Origin of the sequence: Mycetocola sp. CAN_C7 (genome assembly GCF_015752285.1) — a bacterium.
Classification (GTDB): Bacteria; Actinomycetota; Actinomycetes; order Actinomycetales; family Microbacteriaceae; genus Mycetocola_A.
The window spans coordinates 374,705-398,463 of sequence record NZ_JADOUY010000002.1 but is presented as its reverse complement, the minus strand read 5'-3'; the positions used below and the strand labels follow the sequence as shown (position 1 = coordinate 398,463).

The window sequence follows — 23,759 nt, the reverse complement described above, 5'->3', positions numbered from 1 at the left end:
CCGCCCGGATCGGGCGACGGCTTTCGGTCGTTTCGGACGTTGCCGGGTCAGGCGCGCTGGTCGTTGAGGAGCCTCGACGACTCGTCGTGCCAGCTGTGGGCGATCGCCGACAGCTTGTCCTGGTACTTCTTGCCGTGGTGCGCGCAGAACAGCAGTTCGCCACTGTTCACAACGACACGGATGTAAGCCTGTGCTCCACAGCTGTCGCAGCGGTCTGCGGCGGTCAGCTGCGGCTCAAGGGTGTCGACACTGCCGGTTTCAACTCGACCGGTACCGTGTTCTCCTGATGACATGAGCTCCTCCTGACCTTGGCGTGCAAGCATCTGTTGTCCCCTAATGAAACCACGCGATGCTGGATATCTTCCTATCCGGCCGGCTATTTCGCTGTACGCGTACGGGTAGTCCCCGAAATCGTGTCACTTCCGGCCGTTCCCGGCTTCGTCGGTAGGCTTGAATATTGTGAGTTCCGACTATTCCGCCCGCCATCTTTCCGTCCTCGAGGGACTGGAAGCGGTGCGTAAACGTCCCGGGATGTACATCGGCTCAACCGACTCCCGCGGCCTCATGCACTGCCTGTGGGAGATCATCGACAACTCGGTCGACGAGGCGCTCGGCGGCCACGGCGACCACATCAACGTCGTCCTGCACGAAGACGGGAGCGTCGAAGTGCGCGACCGCGCCCGAGGCATCCCTGTCGACATCGAACCGAAGACCGGGCTGAGTGGCGTCGAGGTGGTGTTCACCAAGCTGCACGCCGGAGGAAAGTTCGGGTCGGGTTCGTACGCGGCATCCGGTGGGCTTCACGGTGTCGGTGCATCCGTCGTCAACGCATTGAGCGAACGGCTCGATGTCGAGGTCGACCGCGACGGCAAGACCTGGGCGATGTCGTTCCACCGCGGCGAGCCGGGAATCTTCACCGACAGCGGAGAGCCGAGCCCGGATGCTCCGTTCACGCCGTTCGAGTTCGGGAGCGAACTCCGCGTGGTCGGCAAGGTCAAGAAGGGCGTCACGGGTTCCCGTGTTCGCTACTGGGCCGACCGGCAGATCTTCACCAAGGGTGCCGCGTTCCAGATGGATGACCTCATCGGGCGTGCACGTCAGACGGCGTTCCTCATTCCCGGTCTCGGTCTCACCATCGAGGACCGCCGCGCCGGCGAGACCACAGACGCCGACACCCACCTGTTCCAGTACGAGGGCGGAATCTCCGAGTTCGTCGAGCACCTCGCAACAGACACAGCGGTCACGGACACCTGGCGTCTTCACGGCAGCGGTACGTTCACCGAGACCGTGCCGGTGCTGACCGATTCCGGCGCCATGGTTCCCACTGAGCTGCAGCGCACCTGCGAAGTCGACATCGCCCTCCGCTGGGGCACCGGGTACGACACCGTCGCGAAAAGCTTCGTCAACATCATCGCGACGCCGAAGGGCGGGACGCATCAGCTCGGTTTCGAACAGGGGCTGCTGAAGTTCCTCCGCCAGCAGGTCGAGCAGAATGCGCGACGGCTCAAGGTCGGGTCGGACAAACTCGAGAAGGACGACGTGCTCGCCGGTCTCACCGCCGTGCTCACCGTTCGGCTGCCTGAGCCGCAGTTCGAGGGTCAGACCAAGGAGATCCTGGGCACGCCTGCTGCCCGCAGCATCGTGGCGAGCGTGGTGACGAGCGCCCTCAAGGAGCGTTTCGGCTCCGCGAAGCGCGACGACAAGGCGCAGACCGCCCTCGTGCTCGACAAAGTGGTCTCCGAGATGAAGTCCCGGATCTCCGCCCGGGCCCACAAAGAGACGCAACGGCGCAAGAACGCGTTGGAGAGCTCGTCACTCCCGGCCAAGCTCGTCGACTGCCGCAGCAACGACGTCGCCAACAGTGAACTGATGATCGTCGAGGGCGACTCTGCCCTCGGAACGGCGAAGAACGCCAGGGACAGCGAGTTCCAGGCGTTGCTCCCGATCCGCGGCAAGATCCTCAACGTGCAGAAGGCGTCGGTCTCCGACATGCTCTCGAACGCAGAGTGCGCCGCCATCATCCAGGTCATCGGTGCCGGTTCCGGCCGCAGCTTCGATATCTCGGCGGCGCGGTACGGCAAGGTGATCATCATGAGTGACGCAGATGTCGACGGCGCCCACATCCGCACCCTGCTGCTGACGTTGTTCTTCCGCTACATGCGACCCATGATCACCGAGGGCCGGGTGTTCGCGGCCGTCCCGCCGTTGCACCGGGTCGTCGTGATGAACTCCGGTTCGAAGCCCAACGAGACCATCTACACGTACTCGGAGCAGGAACTCCACACCCTCCTGGCGAAGTTGAAGAAGTCGAACCGGCGATACAAGGAACCCATCCAGCGATACAAGGGACTCGGCGAGATGGATGCCGACCAGCTCGCGACAACGACGATGGACCGTAAACACCGCACCCTTCGCCGGGTGCAGGTCGGTGACGCGGAACAGGCAGCACATGTGTTCGAGTTGCTCATGGGCAATGATGTCGCCCCGCGCAAGGAATTCATCGTCGAAAGTTCGGACCGACTGAACCGCGACCGTATCGACGCGTAGCGTCCGGCGCGACGCGGGATTCATCCGTCGCGTCTGACAGTCGCGACGGCCCGAACCCGACATTCGCGACGGATGAATCGTCGCATCCACAGAGTGCCGCCGCTCATCCGTCACGTATGACGGTTGTGACGGCCAAAACCCGACGGTCGCGACGGATGAAGCCGCGAGTCGAACGAACGGTCCTCGCCGTCGCCGCGGCATCCGTTCGTTCAGGTCACCCAGCCGATCAGGCCGTCGCGATCTCCGCGCCGATAGAGCCGATGATGGAGTCGATCGCCGTTCCGGACCCGTCGCGCTTCGCCCCGGCTTCGGGGAGCGTGCGAGCGGAACCGTCGACGCCCACCGCGTGAGCCGGCGCCGGGCCCACCCAGGCAAGAGACAGGCCGTCTTCACCCTTGAGGAAGGCGTGCGCCCGAACGCCGCCCGTCGCCCGACCCTTCGCCGGGAACTCGGAGAAGAACGAGACCTTGGCGCGGCCGGGATCGGTGCCCAGGATTGTTCCGGATGCCACCGAAACCGTCGTCACGACATTCTCGGCTCCGGGGTCGACGGCTCCGAAGAAGAGCACGTGCGTGTCTGCAGTAAGGTTCATGCCGGTCATTCCGCCGGCGGCGCGGCCCTGTGGTCGAACAGCTGACGCCGGGAAGTGCAGCAACTGCGCTGCCGAGCTGACGAAGACCAGTTCAGCCGAGTCCGGGGCGGCCGCGGCCCCGATGACCTCGTCGGAGGGCTTGAGCCCGATGAGTTCGAAATCGGGCTTGTTCGGCCAATCGCCCGGGGTGACCCGTTTCACCACGCCGAGCCGGGTTCCGAGTGCGATCGGTTCGCTGCTGTCGAGAGAGACGAGTGCGAGTACCCGTTCAGCCTTGTTGGGCAAAGCCAGGTAATCGGCGATCTTCACACCGGCTGCAAGCTGCAGGGAGTTCGATGGCACGACGGGCAGGTCGACGGCGGTGAACCTGATCAGCCGACCCAGGGAGGTCACCGCTCCGATCTCGGTGCGGGATGTCGTGTCGAGAACGGCCCGGATCGCATCGTGCTTGCTGCGCCGACGAGCCCGCTCGGGGCCGGGTATCTCTTCGCCCTCGACCCTGTCGATGCGCACTGCTCGACCCGTCGTGCTGAGGAACACCCGGCACGGGGTGTCTGCGACCTCGAGCTGCGCAGGCTGGCGTCGGGATGCCGCCGTCGCGATACTCGGGCGTGCTTCGGTGAGCAGAGTCCGTCGCGGGGTGCCGAAGCGCTCGGCGACGTCGGCGAGTTCGTCGGAGACCTGTTTGCGGATGAGCGCCTGGCTGCCGAGGAGTCGCTCGAGATCGGCGATCTCGGCCTTGAGTTTGTCTCGCTCGGTTTCGAGTTCGATGCGGGAGAAACGGGTGAGGCGACGCAACCGCAGCTCGAGGATGTACTCAGCCTGGGGTACAGACAGGTCGAAGACGTCGATCAGCCGCGTCCGGGCCTGATCGGTGTCGTCGCTCGCGCGAATGACCTGGATGACTTCGTCGATGTCGAGGATGGCGATGAGCATCCCCTCGACGAGGTGCAGTCGTTCCTTGCGCCGAGCCAGCCGGAACGCCGACCGCCGGGTGACGACCTCGATGCGGTGATCGACGTACACCTGAAGAAGCTCGCGCAGGCCCAGTGTCTGCGGTCCGCCGCCGACGAGAGCGACGTTGTTCATACTGAAACCGTCTTCGAGGGGCGTGTACCGGTACAGCTGCTCGAGGACGGCTTGCGGGCTGAACCCGGTCTTGATCCCGATCACGAGCCGGAGCCCGTGCTTGCGGTCGGTGAGATCGGTGACGTCCGAGATGCCACTGAGCTTCTTGTTGGTGACGCCGTCCTTGATCTTCTCGATCACGCGCTCGGGGCCGACCAGGTATGGAAGCTCTGTCACGATGAGGCCGCTCTTGCGGGCCGACAGACTTTCGATGCTCACCTTCGCCCGAGTTTTGAAACTTCCGCGTCCCGTCGCGTAGGCATCTTTGATCCCGTCGAGACCCACAATGGTTCCGCCGGTGGGCAGGTCAGGGCCAGGAACGTATTCCATCAGGTCGTCGAGGGTGGCGTTCGGATGCGACAACAGATGCCGCGCAGCGCCGATCACTTCGATGAGGTTGTGCGGCGCCATATTCGTCGCCATGCCGACGGCGATTCCGCTCGCGCCGTTGACGAGGAGGTTGGGGAACGCGGCAGGCAGCACGTCGGGCTGCGTCAGCTGATTGTCGTAGTTGGGAACGAAGTCGACGACATCTTCGTCGAGCTCGTCGGTCATCGCCAGCGCTGCGGCTTCGAGCCTCGCCTCGGTATACCGGGCAGCGGCCGGGCCGTCGTCGAGGGAGCCGAAGTTGCCGTGCCCATCGATGAGCGGCACGCGCAGCGTGAACGGCTGGGCGAGCCGCACGAGCGTGTCGTAAATGGCCGAGTCGCCGTGTGGGTGAAGCTTGCCCATCACCTCGCCAACGACCCGGGCGGACTTCACATGCCCACGGTCAGGACGGAGCCCCATGTCGGTCATCATGTACAGGATGCGTCGCTGAACGGGTTTGAGACCGTCGCGGGCATCCGGCAGTGCTCGCGAGTAAATCACCGAGTAGGCGTACTCGAGGAACGAACCCTGCATCTCGACGGAGACATCGACGTCTTCGATGCGTTCGGTGACGTCGTCTGCTGGCGGTGGTGTCTGTGAGCGGGGCATCCGGAGTTTCTTCGGGAAGGGGCAGGGCGTCGAGGCCGGGGAACCGGCGACCGCGTCGCGGTTGTGCCAGAATTGCCCGGATGGCCACCATGCTACCCACCGAGAAAGCCGGCGCCCGGAGCCTTGCCGATGTTCTGCCGAATTCGGTGCGAGCACTCGCGGGCGAAACCAATGATCTCGACCTCAGCGCGGTGCGCAGCGTGGTGGTCGTGGTGGTCGACGGGCTCGGCCGCTCACAGCTGGCCGCCCGGGCCGGTCACGCACGGTTCCTCGCCTCCCACCCTCGCGAGGCCGTCACGTCGGTGTTTCCGACGACCACCGCTGCAGCCCTGACCACCCTGACAACCGGGACGATGCCTGGGCAGCACGGGCTCGTCGGCTACCGCACCCTGGATCCAGCACGTGACCGGCTGGTGAATCAGCTCACCGGGTGGGACGACGGGATGCGCCCCGAAAGCTGGCAGCGCCAGCCGACGGTGTTCGAAAGGGCAGCGGCAGACGGCATCCGCAGTTTCGCCGTCGGTCCTGCGCGGTTCCAGACGTCGGGTTTCACTCGGGCCGTTCTTCGTGGTGCGCGGTATCGGGGGGCGAACTCTCTTGGCGAGCGATTCGCCGAGACCCGCGCGATTCTGGCGACCGGTGAGCCGTCGCTCACCTACCTCTATATCCCCGAGCTCGACAAAGCGTCCCATCAATACGGCTGGGAGTCGCCGCAGTGGTTGGGTGCCCTCGAAGCCGTCGATGCCGAGTTGCAGTCGTTCACCCGCTCCCTGCCGCCACGGGTCGGCGTTCTCGTGACCGCCGATCACGGATCGATCGACGTGCCGCACTCCGCACACATCCTCTTCGACCAGGTCCCTGAACTCATCGCTGGGGTCAGGCATGTCGGCGGCGAACCCCGGTGCCTGCACCTCTATCTCGACCCGGATGCCACGGACGCCGACCGTGCTGCGCTGGCCGGCGTGTGGGAACAGAGCGAGGGTGAACGCGCCTGGGTGGCGTCACGCCAGGATGCCGTCGCCGCCGGCCTGTTCGGCGAGGTCGACGACACGGTTCTCCCACGCATCGGTGACGTGCTCATCGCCGCACGCAAGCGGGTCGTCTATTACGACTCCCGCCCGGCGGACCAGTCGGCGCGCAACATGATCGGGCAGCACGGGTCGCTCACACCGGACGAACGCATCGTGCCGCTGGTCAGACTCGGGGCGTTCCAGCGCTGAGGGACGGCCCGAGTTGCCGTGAATCGTCGCCCCGGTTGTTCGTGGGCGACGAATCGCGGCAGTTCACTCCCGAACGCCTGGATCTCCCGACGCCCGGACCTCAGGGGACCAGTGGCCCCGGAGCGTCAGTCCTCGTCGGTCCGCGCGCCGAACACGATCTCGTCCCACGACGGCATCGCAGTGCGGCCGCGCTTCTGACGTGTTCCGGACGCTGAACCGACCGACGACGGCTGAGCGGCGGCCGATGGGGGTGCCGATGACGGTGTCGGTGACGGCTTGTCAGGAGCGGACTCGTCGCCGAGTGCTTCGAAGTCGAGTGGAACGTCGACGAGCCGGGGTGACGAGTGAGCAGAAGACTCGTCGTCCGGCCGGTGCGCCGATTCGCGTTCGCCCCGGCGCTTCCTCAGCGCTTCGAGCAGGTCTGCCGTCTGGTTGGACTGCGCACCGGGGTCTTCGGCACGGTTGATCGCCGCGGCCGCTGCCTCTTTCGACGAGGACTGCGGGCGCGCGACGATCTCGATGTGCGGGCTGAAGTCTCCGTTGTCACTGGCGTCGCGGAAGTTGAAAGCTCCGCTGTCGAACCGGCTGTCGTCCGGGTGGGCGTCATCGCGCTCAACCGCGCGGAGCCGGGGGATGAGCACGGTGGGCAGCTCACCCTGCTTGGACAAGGTCACCGCCTCGCCGTTGAGCGGAGCGAGCGCCTGTTTCTTGGGCTCGAAACTCCACCGGGCATCATGGTCGATGGAGCCGGCGGTGAACGACAGCTTCACGGTCCAGCCGCCGCCGGCTTCCTTCCAGCTCGTCCAGCGCTCGTCGCTGGCCCCGAGTGACTCGAGTCTCGCGCGAATGGCAGAACCGAACGTGGAGTCGTCCTCATCGGTGGTCGGTTCGATCGCGGTCAGGACCTGCACGGCGAGCGCCGCTCCCACGATGTGTTCGCGCTCGGCGAGAACCGGTCCCTCAAATCGCTGGATGTACTCGACATCCGCTCCAGTGAGGCGGGCGACCTCCTCCGCGGACAATCCCGACCGGATGTGCGCCTGCACCTCGCGGGGGCTGAGCTTCGGCGCGGTCGACGGATCCTGGCGACTGCGTCGCACGTGCGACTGCAGCACCTCGTCGATGAGCAGGCGGAAACGCTCCCCACTCTCGGTGGCGGCAATGAGCGCGCCGTCCTCGACACCAATGACTTTCAAGTCGTGCATGATCAACTGCCTCTCAGGCTGCGATTTGTTAGCTAAATGGTGACACGGCTTGGCCGTTTCGCCGGGAATACCGTGGGCGTGCCGTGGGTTCTGATTGCAGTGGCGACAGCCGGACCCGCGCCGGTTTGCTATTCAGGTCGCGATGATGCAAACTATCGCCGCCGACAGCGATCGGACGATGACATAAGAAGTGGATGGACATGGCAACGGATTACGACGCCCCCCGCAAGACCGACGATGATTCGGAGTCGATCGAGGCCCTCAAGGAGCGCGTTCCAGACAAGCTGTCGGGTTCTGTCGACAACGATGACGCCGACAACCCGGGCGGTTTCGATCTTCCGGGTGCGGACCTCTCCGACCTCGATCTCGACGTCGTCGTTCTCCCGCCTCAGGCTGACGAGTTCACCTGCGTGAACTGTTTCCTGGTGAAGCACCGCTCGCAGATCGACCACGAGTCGAAGCTGGGACCGATCTGCGCGGAGTGCGCAGCCTAACGACCCACCTGGGCATCATCTGGCCGTTGCGATCTCACGATCGCGGCGGCCAGTTCTCGTGGGCGACGCGTCGACAGCAGCCAGTATGGCGTCGGGTCGGCCGGGTCCGTGATCGGCACGGTCACGACGGGGTCGATCGATCCGCGGATAAGAAGCCACGCCCGCACGTCGAGCCGCTGCCCGCGCTCCAGTGAGGCCTCCTCGCCGGTGAACGCAGACGGCTCACCGATCTCCGACAGCGGGATCGATGCGCGGCCGGCGCGCAGCATCCCGTCGCGAACTTCGATCGTCGGGGCTCCGAGTACGAGCAGGGCGACGCACCCGCCGTACAGGACGAGAGCGGTGACCACCCCGGCCGGGAACGAAATCGGGGCGAGCACGAGCAGGCTCGCAGGGATGACGAGAGCCGTGGCGATCAGCATCCAGGGCGCAGGCCACAAACGTTCACGATATGGGGTCATCGGCTCATCTCATTCATACTTCTGCACTACCCTCGACACGTGACCGAAAGCGTTGACGTACTCATTATCGCCCCGGAGCTCCCGGCATACGCCCACCCCGGCGACGCAGGCGCCGATCTGAAATCGACGGATGCCCTGACGCTCGGCCCAGGGGAACGCGCGATGGTGGGAACCGGCGTCTCGATCGCCCTGCCGGACGGCTATGTGGCATTCGTCGTTCCACGGTCGGGCCTCGCGTCGAAGCACGGCATCACCATCGTCAATGCCCCAGGGACCGTCGACGCCGGGTACCGCGGTGAGATCAAGGTCACACTTCTCAACACCGATCAGTCGGCCCCGTACACGATCGAACCGGGAGACCGGATCGCGCAGATGATCGTCATGCCGGTCAGCAAAGCGCGTTTCGTGCCCGTTGAGACGCTGCCGGGAAGCCTTCGCGGCGAGCAGGGTTTCGGCTCGACCGGCTACAGCACGCGACAGACAGGACTCCAGACATGAGCAGGAAAAAGAAGAACGCCGAGATCGAGGTCACGGACGCCGACCTCGAGACGCCCGCGGTCGACGCTGAACTGGCGACCACGGATGGCGACAGCGAGGAGGCCGGTACCGACCTGTCGAAGTCGGCACCGGAAGACCGCGAGACCGAAGGCCCGCTCGATGAAGCGGAGGCAAACTCCGTCCGACCATACATCGATCTCGGCGGGGTGAAGATCCTGCCGCGTGAAGGACTGAACCTGCGCCTTGAGGTCGAGGAGAGCACGAAACGCATCGTCGCCGTCGGGTTGGACTACGCCGGTTCGACGCTGCAGGTGCAGCCATTCGCCGCCCCGAGGAGCACAGGTCTCTGGAACGAAACGCGCGTGCAGATCCAGGAGCAGATCGCGAAGCAGGGTGGTACCGCAACGGAGCGCGACGGCGTCTTCGGGCCGGAACTCATCGCGGAAGTCCCCGTCGTTCAGGGAGCAGAGGGCAGCGCGGGAATGCGCATCGCCCGATTCGTCGGTGTGGACGGCCCCCGTTGGTTCCTTCGCGGAGTCATCGCAGGAGAGGGCGCAACCGACCCGGCCGCCGCCGCCAGGGTTGAAGACCTCTTCCGCAGTATCGTCGTCGTCCGCGGCTCATCCCCGATGCCGCCACGCGATCTCATTCCGTTGAAGATGCCGGCGTCGGCGACACCGACCGACTGATCGACACCGCGATGACAGGTCACCCACAGGACGAATCCAGCAAACCGGCAGAACCCGAAACCGCAGAGGCGCTGGCCGCTGCGATCGGGGGAGCAGCCCAGAAGTCTGGGCTCGGCGCGCTCGCGAACGCGGACAAGCCGAACGGCAAGGTCCTCCTGGAGGCCATGGGGGGAATCCGGGGCATCGTCGAAGCCACTGTTCCCGGCCTTCTCTTTCTCCTCGTCTACACGGTGGACCAGAATCTTCCGCTCGCACTCGGCATCTCCGTTGGCGTTGCTGCCGTTTTCACTGTCCTCCGGTTGGTACAGAAGACGCCGGTGTCATCAGCACTCGGTGGGCTGATCGCGGCAGGCGCCTCCGCGGCACTCGCCCTGCTCACCAACCGGCCTGAAGACAATTTCGTTCTGGGTTTCGTGACCAACGGCGCCTACGCCGCCGCCCTGCTCATCTCGATCGCCGTCGGGTGGCCGCTGATCGGGCTCATCGCCGGCTACCTCATGAACGAGGGGACCGCCTGGAGGCGTGTCGCCATCAAACGGAGGGTCTTCGTCATCCTGACCCTGTGCTGGGCGGGGATGTTCATCCTGCGCCTGGCCGTGCAACTGCCCCTCTATCTCGCCGGGAACGTGGAGTGGCTTGCAGCGACCAAACTTCTCATGGGTATCCCGCTGTACGCGCCGCTGCTCATTCTGACGTGGCTCGTCGTGCGCGCGGTGTACCGCAAGCTGCCAGCGTCAGCCTGATAGAGTTATCTCGACATCGAGATAAATCGGGTCGGTTTTCCCGCTGATTCCTGCAGTGCTGGTTAGGTTCGCCTTGCTAGCCACGCACGCGGTCGGGAAACCACTATTGACCTATGGCAGGCGAGTTCGTGCCTGTGCCAACGAAGGAGAAGGCCACGTGTCTACCGTAAACAGCTTTGGGGCGAAAAACACACTCTCAGTCGGGGGCACCGACTATGAGATCTTCCGCCTGGATTCCGTCGAGGGTTCGGAGAAGCTCCCGTTCAGCCTCAAGGTTCTCCTCGAGAACCTCCTGCGCACCGAAGACGGCAAGAACGTCACCGCCGATCAGATCCGCACACTCGGCAGCTGGGTTCCGACCGCAGAACCCGACACGGAGATCCAGTTCACACCCGCGCGCGTTGTGATGCAGGACTTCACCGGTGTGCCGTGCATCGTCGACCTGGCGACCATGCGTGAGGCCGTGGCCGAGCTCGGCGGCGACCCCACCAAGATCAACCCGCTCGCTCCTGCCGAGCTCGTCATCGACCACTCGGTCATCGCCGACCTGTTCGGAACCGAGGATGCCCTCGAGCGCAACGTCGAGATCGAGTACGAGCGCAACGGTGAGCGGTATCAGTTCCTCCGCTGGGGACAGACCGCGTTCGAAGACTTCAAGGTGGTTCCGCCAGGAACCGGCATCGTTCACCAGGTGAACATCGAGTACCTGGCCCGTGTCACCTACACCCGCACAGTCGACGGCGCCCTTCAGGCTTATCCCGACACCCTCGTCGGTACCGACTCGCACACCACGATGGTCAACGGCCTCGGCGTGCTCGGCTGGGGCGTCGGCGGAATCGAAGCCGAGGCGGCCATGCTCGGCCAGCCCGTTTCGATGCTCATCCCGAAGGTTGTCGGTTTCAAGCTGTCCGGCGCCATCCCGACCGGCGTGACCGCGACCGACGTGGTCCTCACCATCACGCAGAAACTCCGTGAGCACGGCGTCGTCGGCAAATTCGTCGAGTTCTACGGCGAGGGTGTCGCTGAGGTTCCGCTGGCAAACCGCGCAACCATCGGCAACATGAGCCCCGAGTTCGGCTCGACTGCCGCCATGTTCCCGATCGACGACGTCACCCTCGGATACCTCCGACTCACCGGTCGCAGCGAAGAGCAAGTGAAGCTCGTCGAGGAATACTCGAAGATCCAGGGCCTGTGGCACGACCCGGCCATCGAACCGGTATTCAGTGAATACCTCGAGCTCGACCTGTCCACCGTCGTTCCGTCCATCGCCGGCCCGAAGCGCCCGCAGGACCGCATCGAACTCAGCCGGTCGAAGGACCAGTTCGAGCTCGACCTGAACAACTACGCCGAGATCGACCACGATCTCGTCGATCTCGAGATCGCCGAGTCCTTTCCGGCATCCGACCCTCCAGGGAACACCCCGGAGAACGGCCAGAGCACGCACACGCACCACCACCACAGCCACGCTCCGTCGACCGCGTCGAAGCCCAGCCGGGTCACCCTCGAGGACGGTTCGTCGTTCACGCTCGACCACGGCGCCGTCACGATCGCCGCGATCACGTCGTGTACCAACACGTCGAACCCGTCTGTGATGCTCGCTGCGGGCCTGCTCGCCCGCAATGCCGCGAAGAAGGGCCTCACCTCGAAGCCCTGGGTCAAGACGACGCTGGCGCCGGGCTCCAAGGTGGTCACCGATTACTACGCGAAGGCCGGACTCACCGACGACCTCGAGGCCCTCGGCTTCTACACCGTCGGCTACGGCTGCACCACCTGCATCGGCAACTCGGGCCCGCTTCTCGACGAGGTGTCCGCTGCGATCAACGACAACGATCTGGCCGTCACCGCTGTGCTGTCCGGTAACCGCAACTTCGAAGGCCGGATCAACCCGGACGTGAAGATGAATTACCTGGCCAGCCCGCCCCTGGTCATCGCATACGCTCTCGCTGGTTCGATGAACTTCGACTTCGAGACGGATGCTCTCGGGACCGACCATGACGGCAATGACGTCTTCCTCAAGGACATCTGGCCGGATGCCGCCGAGGTGCAGCAGACGATCGACACGTCGATCGACACCGACATGTTCACCCACGAGTACGCCTCCGTCTTCGAAGGTGACGAGCGCTGGCGTTCGCTGCCGACCCCTGCAGGAAACACCTTCGACTGGGATGCCGAGTCCACTTACGTGCGCAAGCCTCCGTATTTCGAAGGCATGACGATGGAGACCACCCCCGTCGCAAACATCACCGGCGCTCGCGTGCTGGCGAAGCTCGGCGACTCGGTCACCACCGACCACATCAGCCCCGCAGGATCGATCAAGGCCGACAGCCCCGCCGGCCGGTACCTGACTGACCACGGCATCGACCGCAAGGACTTCAACTCATACGGCTCGCGCCGTGGAAACCACGAGGTGATGATCCGCGGCACCTTCGCCAACATCCGCCTCAAGAACCAGCTCCTCGATGGCGTCGAGGGTGGGTACACCCGCGACTACACCCAGGCGGATGCCCCCCAGTCGTTCATCTACGACGCCTCGCAGAACTACCAGGAAGCCGGCACCCCTCTCGTCATCCTCGGCGGCAAGGAGTACGGTTCGGGCTCATCGCGCGACTGGGCAGCGAAGGGCACCAGCCTCCTCGGAGTGAAGGCCGTCATCACTGAGAGCTTCGAGCGGATCCACCGCTCGAACCTCATCGGGATGGGCGTCGTCCCGCTCCAGTTCCCGGTCGGCGAGAGCTGGGAGTCGCTGGGTCTCGACGGTACCGAGTCGATCTCGATCTCGGGTCTCGACGAGCTCAACGCGGGGACGACCCCGAAGACAGTCCACGTCGTCGCCGAGCCCACCGAGCACTCGGCAGCAGGCAAGCAGACCGTCGAGTTCGATGCCGTCGTGCGGATCGACACCCCCGGTGAGGCCGACTACTACCGCAACGGTGGCATTTTGCAGTACGTGCTGCGCAGCCTGGTCTAGGCACATACCACGACGTGCACCCCTCCGCGATTCATCAGGAATCGCGGAGGGGTGCCGCGTAGAGTGGACAGGTCGGCGTCACGCCGGCCGCTGTGAACAAACAGAGGAGTTACGCGATGGGTCTACTTGAGACGATCAGGGGTCCTCGCGACCTCGACGCCCTCTCAAGAGAACAGCTGACCCAGCTCGCTGCCGAAATCAGGACGTTTCTGGTCAGCGAAGTGTCGCGGACAGGGGGCCACCTCGGACCCAACCTCGGCGTGATCGAACTGACCCTTGCCATCCATCGGGTGTTCTCGTCACCAACGGATGCGATCGTTTTCGATACCGGACACCAGTCGTACGTGCACAAGCTGCTGACCGGCAGGCAGGACTTCACAGCGCTGCGCGAGCGAGGCGGGCTCGCCGGCTACCCCCAGCGCAGTGAATCGCCCCACGACATCGTCGAGAGCTCCCACGCATCAAGCTCGCTGAGCTGGGCAGACGGCATCTCTCGTGCGTTCGAGATGACCGGCCAGAACGACAGACACGTCGTCGCCGTCGTCGGAGACGGCGCCCTCACCGGCGGAATGACGTGGGAAGCCCTCAACAACATCAGTGATGACAACACCCGCAAACTCATCATCGTCGTGAACGACAACGGGCGTTCGTACGCGCCGACGATCGGCGGAATGGCCCGGTTCCTCAACACGGTTCGCACCCGAAGGACCTACCGCGACCTGTATCTCTCCAGCCAGAAGGCCTTCGACAGGCTCGGCCCTCCCGGACGCGCGGTCTACCGCGGCGTCCGGGGCGGCATGCACGGGTTCCTCGCTCGCTTCAGCAACAACGAAGCTTTGTATTCCAATCTCGACATCAAATACATCGGCCCGATCGACGGGCACGACGAGCAGGCGATGGAAGAGGCACTCAGCCAGGCCAAGAACTATGGCGCACCGGTGATCGTCCACGCGATCACCCAGAAGGGCAAGGGCTACGCGCCGGCCGTCTCCGACGTGGCAGACCAGTTCCACGCGGTCGGCAAGATCGATCCTGAAACCGGTGAACCGATCTCGTCAAGCAGTGCGCCGACCTGGACCGGGATCTTCAGCAGCACCCTCGTCTCGCTGGCCGAGAAGAACGACCGCATCGTCGGCATCACAGCGGCGATGCTGCGTCCGACGGGCCTGCACAAGCTTGCCGAGCGATTCCCGGATCGCGTCCACGACGTCGGCATCGCCGAACAGCACGCTGCAACGTCAGCTGCCGGTCTCGCCTTCGGTGGTCTTCACCCCATTGTCGCGATCTACGCGACCTTCATCAACCGGGCATTCGACCAGATCCTCATGGACATCGCCCTGCACAAGGCGGGAGTCACCTTCGTTCTCGACCGCGCAGGTGTCACCGGCCCGGACGGACCATCACATCACGGCATCTGGGATCTCTCGATTCTGCAGGTCGTTCCCGGCATCCACCTGGCAGCGCCGCGCGATGCCGAACGGCTCGCGGAAGAGCTTTCCGAGGCCGTCGGCATCGATGACGCTCCCAGTGTCATCCGCTTCCCCAAGGGCAGCGTGAGCGCCTCACTTCCGGCTCTTCGCCGCACCGACGACGGCGTCGATGTGCTCGCCGAGCACGGCCACAACGACGTGCTCATCGTCACTGTCGGTCCCATGGCCCAGCTCGGACTCGACGTCGCTGCTTTGCTCGATGACGCCGGGATCGGAGCCACTGTCGTCGATCCACGCTGGGTCGTACCCGTCGCCGGCAGCATCGTGTCCCTCGCCGACGCCCACCGACTCGTCATCACGATCGAAGACGGCATCCGTGTGGGCGGTATCGGTACCCGGATCCGTCAGGAACTGCGCAAGGCAGGCGTCGACACCGGAGTCGACGAGCTCGGTCTTCCCGACGAGTTCCTCGCACACGCCACTCGTGAGCAGATTCTCGAGGATGCCGGCCTCACCGCCGGCGCGATCGCGCGCGACATCATCGCCCAGGTGTCGGGGGAGCGGATCCCGGTCGCCAAGCCTGCCGAGGTCTCCGCCAGAGCAGTCCAGCAGGGCTGAACGTCACTACCCGGCTGCGTACCCGTCGCCGTCTTTCCCGTCAAAGGAGCACGAGATGACCGACACGACCAGAACGCCAGCTGAGCCCGCGACCGGGCTGCTCGGTGTCCTCGCTACATCGAGAAAGCCCAACGAACGCCGACTTCCCATCCACCCGCGCCACCTCGCGAGGATCGACTCCGACCTGCGCGCCCGGATAGTCCTTGAGACCGGTTACGGTGTCAGGTTCGGGTTCTCCGATGCCCAGCTCGCTCCGCTGGTCGGTCGCATCGCCGACCGGGCCGAGCTCCTCGCCGCCGCCGACATCGTTCTGTTGCCGAAGCCGCAGGCCGCCGACCTGGCGGAGCTCCACGAAGGTCAGGTCCTGTGGGGATGGCCGCACTGCGTGCAGGACAGCGAACTCACCCAGGCAGCGATCGACAAGCGGCTGACCCTGGTCGCTTTCGAGGCAATGAACCACTGGACCAAGGACGGCGGATTCGCGCTCCATGTGTTCCATAAGAACAACGAGCTCGCCGGATATGCATCTGTTCTGCACGCCCTCGAACTGACCGGCTCGACCGGGCACTACGGCAAGCGGATGAATGCCGTCGTCATCGGATTCGGGGCGACAGCGCGGGGCGCCGTCACCGCACTCAATGCGCTGGGGATCCACGACGTCCAGGTGCTCACGAGCCGCGCCATCGCCGCGGTCGGGTCGCCGATCCACTCGGCAGACATCGTCCAGTTCGATCAGGACGACGACGGGACGTTCCTCTCTGCCGTCATCGACGGCGATGAGCGCAAACCGCTTGCGCCGTTCCTCGCGGAGCACGACATCGTCGTCAATTGCACCCTGCAGGATCCGAACAACCCGGTCGTCTACCTTGCGACATCCGATCTCGCCCTGTTCGAACCGGGCAGCCTGATCGTCGATGTGTCCTGCGATGAGGGCATGGGCTTCGAATGGGCGACGATGACGTCGTTCGACGGTCCGATCTTCGAAGTGGGCGACCACATCCGCTACTACGCGGTCGATCACACCCCGTCACACCTGTGGAATTCTGCCACCTGGGAGGTCAGCGAGGCTCTGCTGCCCTTCCTTCGGACGGTGATGGATGGGCCGACGGATGCCGATCGGAACGAAACCATCAGGCGCGCGGTCGAGATCCGCGATGGTGTGATCCAGAATCCGGCGATCCTCGCCTTCCAGAACCGGTCAGCCGAGTACCCGCACGCGCCACGGTAGGACAGCGGAAATACAACGGAAGGACCGGGAGCTGGTGCACCCGGTCCTTCCGTGTACCGCAGGATCAGTCGCGGATTCCGCGGATCTCCGGGTCGTGGAATGTCCCTCCGAAGGCGCGCCGGCTCGCGCCGACGCGGTCCAGGTACGGTGTCACACCGCCCATATGGAATGGCCAGCCGGCTCCGAGGATCATGCAGAGGTCGATGTCCTCAGCAGCCTCGACGACCGCGTCGTCGAGCATCCGGTGGATCTCATCAGCGAGACCGTCCTCGAGCCTTCGCAGGATGGCATCCGCCGTGAGCGGGTCCTCGCCGCCCGCGACAATCTTGAGTGCGCCCTTATCGAAGCCCTTCACCCGACCCTTGGAGTCCTTGTCGAGCAGCGAGCCGTATTCGGCGAGCTTGTGGAGGTTCTCGCTCCGGTAGAAGCGATCAGGGAACGCCGTGTGATGCGTGTCGAGCACGTGAGCGCCGACCTTGAGCCCGACAAGGTCGAGCAACTGCGACGGGGGCATCGGGAGCCCCAGCGGCGCCAGTGCCTCGTCGACGACCGCGAACGGTGTGCCCGAGTCGACCGCGAACATGGCCTCGCCGAGCACTTTCGCCAGGACCCGGTTCACCACGAAGCCAGGGGTGTCCCTGGTGATGACCGCGTTCTTACGCAGCTTCGCCGCAGTCGCCATGGCTGTGGCGAGGGTCTCGACTGTGGTGTGCGGTGTCTTCACAACCTCGATCAACGGCATCACGGCTACGGGATTGAAGAAGTGGAACCCGACAAGGCGCTCGGGGTGAGCGAGCTTCGCACCGATCTGCTCCACAGACAGTGACGAGGTGTTCGTCGCGAGGATGGCCGTGTCTGAGAGGTACTGTTCGACATCAGCGAACACGTCCTGCTTCACTCCGAGCTCTTCGAAGACTGCTTCGATGACCCAGTCGCAGTCCGAGAAATCACCCTTGTCTGTCGTTCCCGAAATGAGGGCGTTCAGACGGTTGGCCTCATCAGGTGAGATGCGCTTCTTCTCGAGGAGCGTCGCAATCTCTCCGCGGATGTAATCCAGACCCTTGTCGACGCGCGACTGGTCCAGGTCGGTGATGACGACAGGAACCTGCAGTCTGCGCACGAACAGCAATGCGAACTGGCTGGCCATGAGCCCTGCACCGATCACTCCCACCTTGGTGACCTTGTGCGCGAGTGCCTTGTCTGGAGCGCCTGCCGGGCGCTTCGCTCGCTTCTGCACCAGGTTGAACGCGTACACGCTGGCCTGGAACTGGTCGCCACAGGCGAGGGTCGCGAGAGCCTCGTCCTCGCGCGCGAACGCTTCGGCCTTCGTCCCGCTCTTTGCCGCCTTGAGCAGGTCGAGTGCCAGGTACGGGGCGACGGGAACACTGCCGATCTTCGATTCGAGCATCTTGCGGGCGATACCGACAGCGGCATCCCACTTGACGAGTCGTTCGACTTTGCCCGGCGTATTCTTACGATCGACTGTGGTCTTGTGTGCGAGCACCCGGCCGGCCCAGAGGAGCGAATCCTCGAGGAAGGATGCAGCGGGGAAGATCGCGTCGGCGATCCCGAGGTCGAACGCGTCGGACGCCTTCAGCATCCGGTTCATTTTCAGCGGGTTCTCGATGACGACCTTGAGGGCATTTTCGATGCCGATCAGGTTGGGCAGCAGGTAAGCGCCGCCCCAGCCCGGGATGAGCCCGAGGAAGACCTCAGGCAGCGCAATGGCAGGCGCGGATGCGTCGACGGTCCTGTATGTCGCGTTGAGCGCGATCTCCAGGCCACCACCGAGCGCGAGACCGTTGATGAAGACGAACGATGGAACGCCGAGGGTCTCGAGCTTGCCGTAGACGTGGTGACCCAGCTGACCGAGGAGCAGCGCTGAGTCGCGGGAATCGACCTCACTGACCTTGCTGAGGTCGGCACCGGCCGCGAGGATGAACGGCTTGCCGGTGATCGCGACGGCCGCGATCTCTCCGGCGGATGCCCGGTCGCGCTGCGCGTCGAGCACAGCGCCCAGTTCGAGCAGAGTGACAGGACCGAGCGTGTTCGGGCGGGTGTGGTCGCGGCCGTTGTCGAGGGTGAGAAGTGCGATCACCGCTCCGTCCGGAAGGGTGACGTCGCGCACGAACGAGTGGGTGACGACCTCATCCTCCGCATGGGCGAGCAGTGGGCTGAAATCGATTGTCGAATAGTCGGTCATCGCGGTTACTTCTTTCCCTTCCAGTTCGGGTTCTCCCAGATGACGCTTCCACCCTGGCCGAGGCCGACACACATGGCGGTGAGACCGTAACGGACGTCAGGGCGTTCGGCGAACTGCGCCGCCAGCTGCGTCATCAGCCGCACACCGGATGCAGCGAGCGGGTGTCCGACAGCGATTGCGCCGCCCCACTGGTTGACCCGGGGATCGTCGTCGTCGATCCCGAAATGGTCGAGCAGGGACAGCACCTGGATGGCGAAGGCCTCGTTCAGTTCGAACAGTCCGATGTCGTCGATGGTGAGTCCGGCTTTACGCAGCGCCTTTTCCGTCGATGGGACGGGGCCGATACCCATGATCTCCGGTTCGACACCGGCGAAAGCGAAGCTCACCATGCGCATCTTCGGCTTGAGCTTGAACTCCTTCACTGCGGAACCACCGGCCATCAGGCTCACCGTCGCGCCGTCGGTGAGGGGTGAGGAGGTGCCAGCAGTGACGCGGCCGTGGGGGCGGAACGGTGTTTTGAGGGTGGCGAGACCCTCCATCGTCGTCTCAGGGCGGGTTCCCTCGTCGCGAGTGGCAAGGCCCCAGCCCGAGTCGCTGCGGATGGCGACGGGGATGAGGTCCGGCTGGATCTTGCCGGCGTCGTACGCGGCCTGCAGCTTGTGCTGGCTGCGCATTCCGAACCGGTCGGCCCGTTCCTTGGTGAGGTGGGGGAACCGGTCGTGGATCCGCTCCGCCGTCTTTCCCATGTCGAGCGCGTCGGCGGAGACGAGCTTCTCACTGAGGAACCGAGGGTTCGGATCGGCGTCGGCACCAAGAGGGTGCCTGCCCATGTGCTCAACGCCTCCGGCGATGGCAAAGTCGTATGCCCCGAACCCGATCGCGCTCCCGACCTGGGTGACGGCGGTCATCGCACCCGCACACATGCGGTCGATGGCGTAGCCGGGGACAGACCGGGGGAGTCCGGCCAGAAGCGCCGTGGTCCGTCCGAGGGTGAGGCCCTGGTCGCCCTGCTGGGTGGTGGCCGCGATGGCGACCTCGTCGATGCGGTCCTTCGGAACATCCGGGTTGCGCTCGAGAAGCCCGATCATCGCCTTGACGGCGAGATCGTCTGCGCGGGTGTTCCAGTACATGCCCTTTTCTCCGGCGCGACCAAACGGGGTCCGCACACCATCAACAAAAAAGACGTCGGCTATTTCGGCCACGTTGCCTCCCAATTTTCGGATTCGTCATCGATCCTATTGAGGGCGGAAAACAGGCCGGAATCCTTTGATTCTTCCTACGACTCGGTTTTCGGCGCATCGGCGACCGTTTGGCTGGATTCCACAAAAGCAGCGGCGATTGCCTGTGCAGTTGCGTCAATTTGCCAGGGCCGGGCCGAGAGCCCTGCGAGGGCGTTTGCGACGGCATCGGCGGTCGGGGGCTCCGGGGGATTCCAGGCCACCCGCCGAAGTGTGTCAGGGGTCAGCAGGTTCTCTATGGGAATCGCAAGGTCGTCGGAGATCGCAGCTACGGCTTCCCGCGCGGCTTTGAGACGCGCATCGGCCTCGGGATTCCTGTCGGCCCAGGCACGGGGAGGAGGCAGCGTGTCCCCGGAGGAGCCGCGCAGCGGCGGGAGATCCTCCGTACGGAGACCACGTTCGATCGCGGCCCACCAGCGGGGCAGCTCCGTTCTGGACGCCCGTCCCTTGAACTCGCGGAGAGCAGCTAGCGCCGAGCCGGTACGTGGCTCCGCCTTCACCGCGGCGACAAGTGACGCGTCGGGGACCAGACGGCCGGGCGCAGTGTCGCTCTCGCGAGCGACGGCATCCCGTTCTGTCCACAGTTCGCGGGCGATCGCGAGGTTTCTCGCACCGCGTACCGTGTTGAGGCCGGACAGCCGGCGCCAGGGGTCCTGGCGTTGAACCTTCGGCTGCCGGGCGAGCGTGGCGTCGAACTCCTGGGAGGCGATCGCGCGCTTGCCGCCGGCGTCGAGCATGTCGGCGAGTTTGTCTCGAACGTCGATGAGGAGCTCGACGTCGAGCGCGGCGTACTCGAGCCACGCCGCGGGGAGAGGCCGTGTCGACCAGTCGGCGGCCGAGTGCTCCTTGGCGAGATGGATGCCGAGAAGCTCTTCGACAACGGTGCCAAGCCCGACCCGGGGGAGCCCGAGAAGTCGGGCTGCAAGCTCGGTGTCGAAGATCGTCGAAGGGTTGAGACCTACCTCGCGCAGGCAGGCGAGGTCCTGGCTGGCGGCGTGCAGGACCCACTCCTCATTGCCGATGGCGTCGTTGAGCTCGTCGAACCGGCCGACCGCTGGGGGATCGAAGAGGAACAGTCCGGCGTCACGCCGGTACAGCTGGATCAGATAGGCGCGCTGTGAGTACCGGTATCCGGATGCCCGTTCGGCGTCGACCGCGATCGGCCCGGTGCCCTGGGCGATGATGCGTACAGCGTCGAGGTATTCGTCCCTCGACTCGATGACGTGGCGTTCAGTCACGTGCCGTCCTGCGGCTAGACAACAGAGTGACACCTTCGGTTGTTGGCGGAAGCCCTGCAAGCATGCAGAGCAGTTCCCCCCAGCCTTCCACATGCGACGAGATGTCGCTCTCCAGGGGAGTCCATGACGCCCTCAGCTCGATTTGTGCGCCGTCCCCCTGGGAGGCGAGCTCACCGAACCCGCTCGAGATGATCTTCGTCGCTGTTCCTGAAGCCGCGCCGTACTGAGCCGATCGCGCGTCGAGGGCGTCGACCAGCCACGACCAGGCGACTTCGGCGAGGAACGGATCGAGCCCGATCTCTGTTTCGAGCGGGGCCTGGGCGAAACAGACGATGCGGAAGGCGCCACCCCACGCTTCGGGTTCGGCAGGGTCATGGAGAAGGATGAAGCGCCCGGTTCCGAGGTCGGAGTCTGCCCCGTGCCGCGACGGGCTCACGTCTGCTGACAGCGCAACGGCGAACGGCGCGAGGTTGGCTGGAGCCGCGATTTCGCTGATGGCCAGCTCGGGCCGCGACTGCGCGCGGCGGACCGAATCCAGCGCTCTCTGGAACTCTGCCGGAACGTCGGCACTCGTCGGTGTATCAGCCACGGTTGAGAGACTAGAGTTACTTGCTCATGAAACGTCACAGCCACGCCGACCAGCCAGCCCCCCGCACATCAGCGGGCCTCTGGCTCACGGGGCTCGCTGCCACCGGAATCCTGATCACGCTCGCCGGCAGCTTCGTCATCGCCGTCGGAACGATCGCGCGTCGCGTGGTGACTCCGGCCAGGACCCGGATCCGTGAGAGCGACGTGCATTCCGTCGACACCGAGAATGGAACCATCACCCTCGGCACGAATCCGGACACGACACTGCCGGGACGATACGGTCTCTTCTTCGGGGAGCCGGAACACTATCTCCGACTCGGTCCGGTGATCGGCCCGATCGGAACGACGGTCACGCGACGTCTCGAAACACCGGTCAGCGGTATCCCGTCCCGCGGCCCCGCGACCTTCAGCGGCTGGTACTTCTCACGACCGGAGGAGCTCGGTCTCGAGTACAGCGCCGTAGACGTGCAGACGCCCGTCGGGCCAGCGCCGGCCTGGCTGTTCCCTGCCGAGACCGATTCGGGTCGCTGGGTGATCATCGCGCACGGTCGAGGGACGACGAGGAGCGAATGCCTGAGGGCCGTTCCGGTGTGGCGGGACGCCGGTTACACGACACTCCTCGTCTCCTACCGCAACGACGGCGAAGCCCCGCCGAGCGCCGATGGCCTCTACGGGCTCGGGGACACCGAGTGGAATGACGTCGACGCCGCGATCGACGAGGCCGTCAGTCGTGGGGCGACGGACATCGTGCTCATGGGCTGGTCGATGGGCGGCACCATCGTCGTTCAGACCGCGTTGCGGAGCGCGCAGGCCGACCTGATCCGCGGCATCGTCCTTGAATCTCCGGTGCTCGACTGGGGCCGGGTTCTCGAATTCCAGGCGGATGCCACACGCATCCCTGTCCCCCTTCGAATGGCCGCAATCGCGGCCATCAGCAATCCGTGGGGTCGGGCGCTGACCGGACTCGACACGGCAGTGAACTTCACCGGTCTCGACGTCGTCAGCCGGGCCGACGACCTCGCCACTCCCGTACTCATCCTGCACAGCGACGACGACGGGTTCGTGCCATCGTCCGGTTCACACGAGCTCGCGGTCGCCAGGCCCGATCTCGTCACGTTTGTTCCCTTCACCGTCGCGCGCCACACCAAGCTGTGGAACTACGACGAGGATCGCTGGACATCGGCGATCCAGGACTGGGCTCGAGCGCTGGCCTGACCCGTCCGCTCGTGCAGCTCAGACTGCGGCGCGAGCAGCGAGCTGGCGTTTCATCCGCTGGAGCATCCCATTCATCCCGTTGAGACGCAGCGGGGACACCGCCCGCCCGAGGCCGAGCATTTGCGGAAAATCGGATGGGATCGCGAGAACCTCGTCTGCACTGAGACCGTCGACCGCCTGCGCCAGGATGCTCGCGAACCCGCGCGTTGTCGGTGACTCCCTCGGGGCAGTGGCGTGCAGGTGGACACCCTGTTCGTCGACCTCGACAAAGATGAACACCGGAGACTGGCACTCGACCACGCGTTCGAGCAAATCGGGGTGGTCGGCGTAGCGGGCGGGAAGATCGGGCAGTTCCATCGAGAACTCGAGGAGCAGCTGCAGTCGCGACTTCTCATCGACCGCGAGGAACTCGTCGCGGATCTCAGCCATCTGGTCGGGGAGTGTCTGCGTCATGATCTCCTTATTCTCCCACGGCACG

19 protein-coding genes are annotated in these 23,759 nt (G+C 65.0%); 10 read left to right on the top strand and 9 right to left on the bottom strand.

What is annotated here, in order from left to right:
- Window positions 1-47: 47 nt before the first annotated feature.
- Window positions 48-293, bottom strand: coding sequence for a DUF7455 domain-containing protein (locus IWX78_RS05555; RefSeq protein WP_196832495.1), 246 nt, complete (start codon window positions 291-293; stop codon window positions 48-50).
- Between the two features lie 163 nt (window positions 294-456).
- Between IWX78_RS05555 and IWX78_RS05550 the strand changes: the two genes are divergently transcribed.
- Entirely contained in the window at window positions 457-2,547 is a 2,091-nt protein-coding gene (locus tag IWX78_RS05550; RefSeq protein WP_196832740.1) for a DNA gyrase/topoisomerase IV subunit B, read from the top strand.
- A 226-nt stretch (window positions 2,548-2,773) separates the two neighbouring features.
- Here IWX78_RS05550 and IWX78_RS05545 read toward each other — a convergent pair whose 3' ends face one another.
- Window positions 2,774-5,245 carry a DNA gyrase/topoisomerase IV subunit A gene (locus tag IWX78_RS05545; RefSeq protein ID WP_196832493.1) on the bottom strand — a complete coding sequence of 824 codons (2,472 nt, stop codon included), beginning with the start codon at window positions 5,243-5,245 and terminating at the stop codon, window positions 2,774-2,776.
- Window positions 5,246-5,325: 80 nt separating this feature from the next.
- Here IWX78_RS05545 and IWX78_RS05540 point away from each other — a divergent pair, with 80 nt between their 5' ends.
- A complete protein-coding gene (locus IWX78_RS05540; RefSeq protein WP_196832491.1) occupies window positions 5,326-6,465 on the top strand; it encodes an alkaline phosphatase family protein in 1,140 nt (379 codons plus the stop codon).
- Between the two features lie 125 nt (window positions 6,466-6,590).
- Here the strand turns inward: IWX78_RS05540 and sepH are convergent, their stop codons facing one another.
- Window positions 6,591-7,670 (bottom strand): septation protein SepH, encoded by a 1,080-nt coding sequence (sepH, locus tag IWX78_RS05535; protein WP_196832489.1) that lies wholly within the window; start codon window positions 7,668-7,670, stop codon window positions 6,591-6,593.
- A 200-nt stretch (window positions 7,671-7,870) separates the two neighbouring features.
- Between sepH and IWX78_RS05530 the strand changes: the two genes are divergently transcribed.
- Complete coding sequence (locus tag IWX78_RS05530; protein ID WP_196832487.1) at window positions 7,871-8,164, top strand: DUF4193 domain-containing protein; 294 nt, start codon at window positions 7,871-7,873, stop codon at window positions 8,162-8,164.
- Here IWX78_RS05530 and IWX78_RS05525 read toward each other — a convergent pair.
- Entirely contained in the window at window positions 8,161-8,625 is a 465-nt protein-coding gene (locus IWX78_RS05525) for a DUF3093 domain-containing protein (protein WP_196832485.1), read from the bottom strand. The two genes, IWX78_RS05530 and IWX78_RS05525, sit on opposite strands and share 4 nt — an antisense overlap.
- Window positions 8,626-8,664: 39 nt before the next feature.
- On the opposite strand from IWX78_RS05525, the gene dut reads away from it, so the two are divergent.
- From dut to IWX78_RS05495, 6 genes are all read left to right on the top strand, one after another.
- Complete coding sequence (gene dut, locus IWX78_RS05520; RefSeq protein WP_196832483.1) at window positions 8,665-9,123, top strand: dUTP diphosphatase; 459 nt, start codon at window positions 8,665-8,667, stop codon at window positions 9,121-9,123.
- Window positions 9,120-9,812 (top strand): DUF3710 domain-containing protein, encoded by a 693-nt coding sequence (locus IWX78_RS05515; protein ID WP_196832481.1) that lies wholly within the window; start codon window positions 9,120-9,122, stop codon window positions 9,810-9,812. Before dut ends, IWX78_RS05515 begins: the two co-directional genes overlap by 4 nt.
- Window positions 9,813-9,823: 11 nt before the next feature.
- The gene (locus IWX78_RS05510; protein ID WP_196832480.1) at window positions 9,824-10,555 is read left to right on the top strand and encodes a DUF3159 domain-containing protein; all 732 of its coding nucleotides are present in this window, start codon (window positions 9,824-9,826) and stop codon (window positions 10,553-10,555) included.
- Between the two features lie 157 nt (window positions 10,556-10,712).
- Entirely contained in the window at window positions 10,713-13,523 is a 2,811-nt protein-coding gene (gene acnA / locus IWX78_RS05505) for an aconitate hydratase AcnA (RefSeq protein ID WP_196832478.1), read from the top strand.
- Window positions 13,524-13,639: 116 nt separating this feature from the next.
- Complete coding sequence (dxs, locus tag IWX78_RS05500; RefSeq protein ID WP_196832476.1) at window positions 13,640-15,571, top strand: 1-deoxy-D-xylulose-5-phosphate synthase; 1,932 nt, start codon at window positions 13,640-13,642, stop codon at window positions 15,569-15,571.
- Between the two features lie 55 nt (window positions 15,572-15,626).
- Entirely contained in the window at window positions 15,627-16,799 is a 1,173-nt protein-coding gene (locus IWX78_RS05495) for a N(5)-(carboxyethyl)ornithine synthase (protein WP_196832474.1), read from the top strand.
- A 64-nt stretch (window positions 16,800-16,863) separates the two neighbouring features.
- Here the strand turns inward: IWX78_RS05495 and IWX78_RS05490 are convergent, their stop codons facing one another.
- From IWX78_RS05490 to IWX78_RS05475, 4 genes are all read right to left on the bottom strand, one after another.
- Entirely contained in the window at window positions 16,864-19,002 is a 2,139-nt protein-coding gene (locus tag IWX78_RS05490) for a 3-hydroxyacyl-CoA dehydrogenase NAD-binding domain-containing protein (RefSeq protein ID WP_196832472.1), read from the bottom strand.
- A 5-nt stretch (window positions 19,003-19,007) separates the two neighbouring features.
- Window positions 19,008-20,204 carry a thiolase family protein gene (locus tag IWX78_RS05485; protein WP_196832470.1) on the bottom strand — a complete coding sequence of 399 codons (1,197 nt, stop codon included), beginning with the start codon at window positions 20,202-20,204 and terminating at the stop codon, window positions 19,008-19,010.
- Window positions 20,205-20,278: 74 nt separating this feature from the next.
- Window positions 20,279-21,478 (bottom strand): HRDC domain-containing protein, encoded by a 1,200-nt coding sequence (locus IWX78_RS05480; RefSeq protein ID WP_334684579.1) that lies wholly within the window; start codon window positions 21,476-21,478, stop codon window positions 20,279-20,281.
- Window positions 21,471-22,067, bottom strand: a complete 597-nt coding sequence (locus tag IWX78_RS05475; RefSeq protein WP_196832466.1) for a DUF3000 domain-containing protein — start codon at window positions 22,065-22,067, stop codon at window positions 21,471-21,473. Before IWX78_RS05475 ends, IWX78_RS05480 begins: the two co-directional genes overlap by 8 nt.
- A 26-nt stretch (window positions 22,068-22,093) precedes the next feature.
- Between IWX78_RS05475 and IWX78_RS05470 the strand changes: the two genes are divergently transcribed.
- Window positions 22,094-23,281 carry an alpha/beta hydrolase family protein gene (locus IWX78_RS05470; protein WP_334684578.1) on the top strand — a complete coding sequence of 396 codons (1,188 nt, stop codon included), beginning with the start codon at window positions 22,094-22,096 and terminating at the stop codon, window positions 23,279-23,281.
- Window positions 23,282-23,299: 18 nt separating this feature from the next.
- Here IWX78_RS05470 and IWX78_RS05465 read toward each other — a convergent pair whose 3' ends face one another.
- The gene (locus IWX78_RS05465; RefSeq protein WP_196832464.1) at window positions 23,300-23,734 is read right to left on the bottom strand and encodes a SufE family protein; all 435 of its coding nucleotides are present in this window, start codon (window positions 23,732-23,734) and stop codon (window positions 23,300-23,302) included.
- Window positions 23,735-23,759 lie beyond the last annotated feature (25 nt).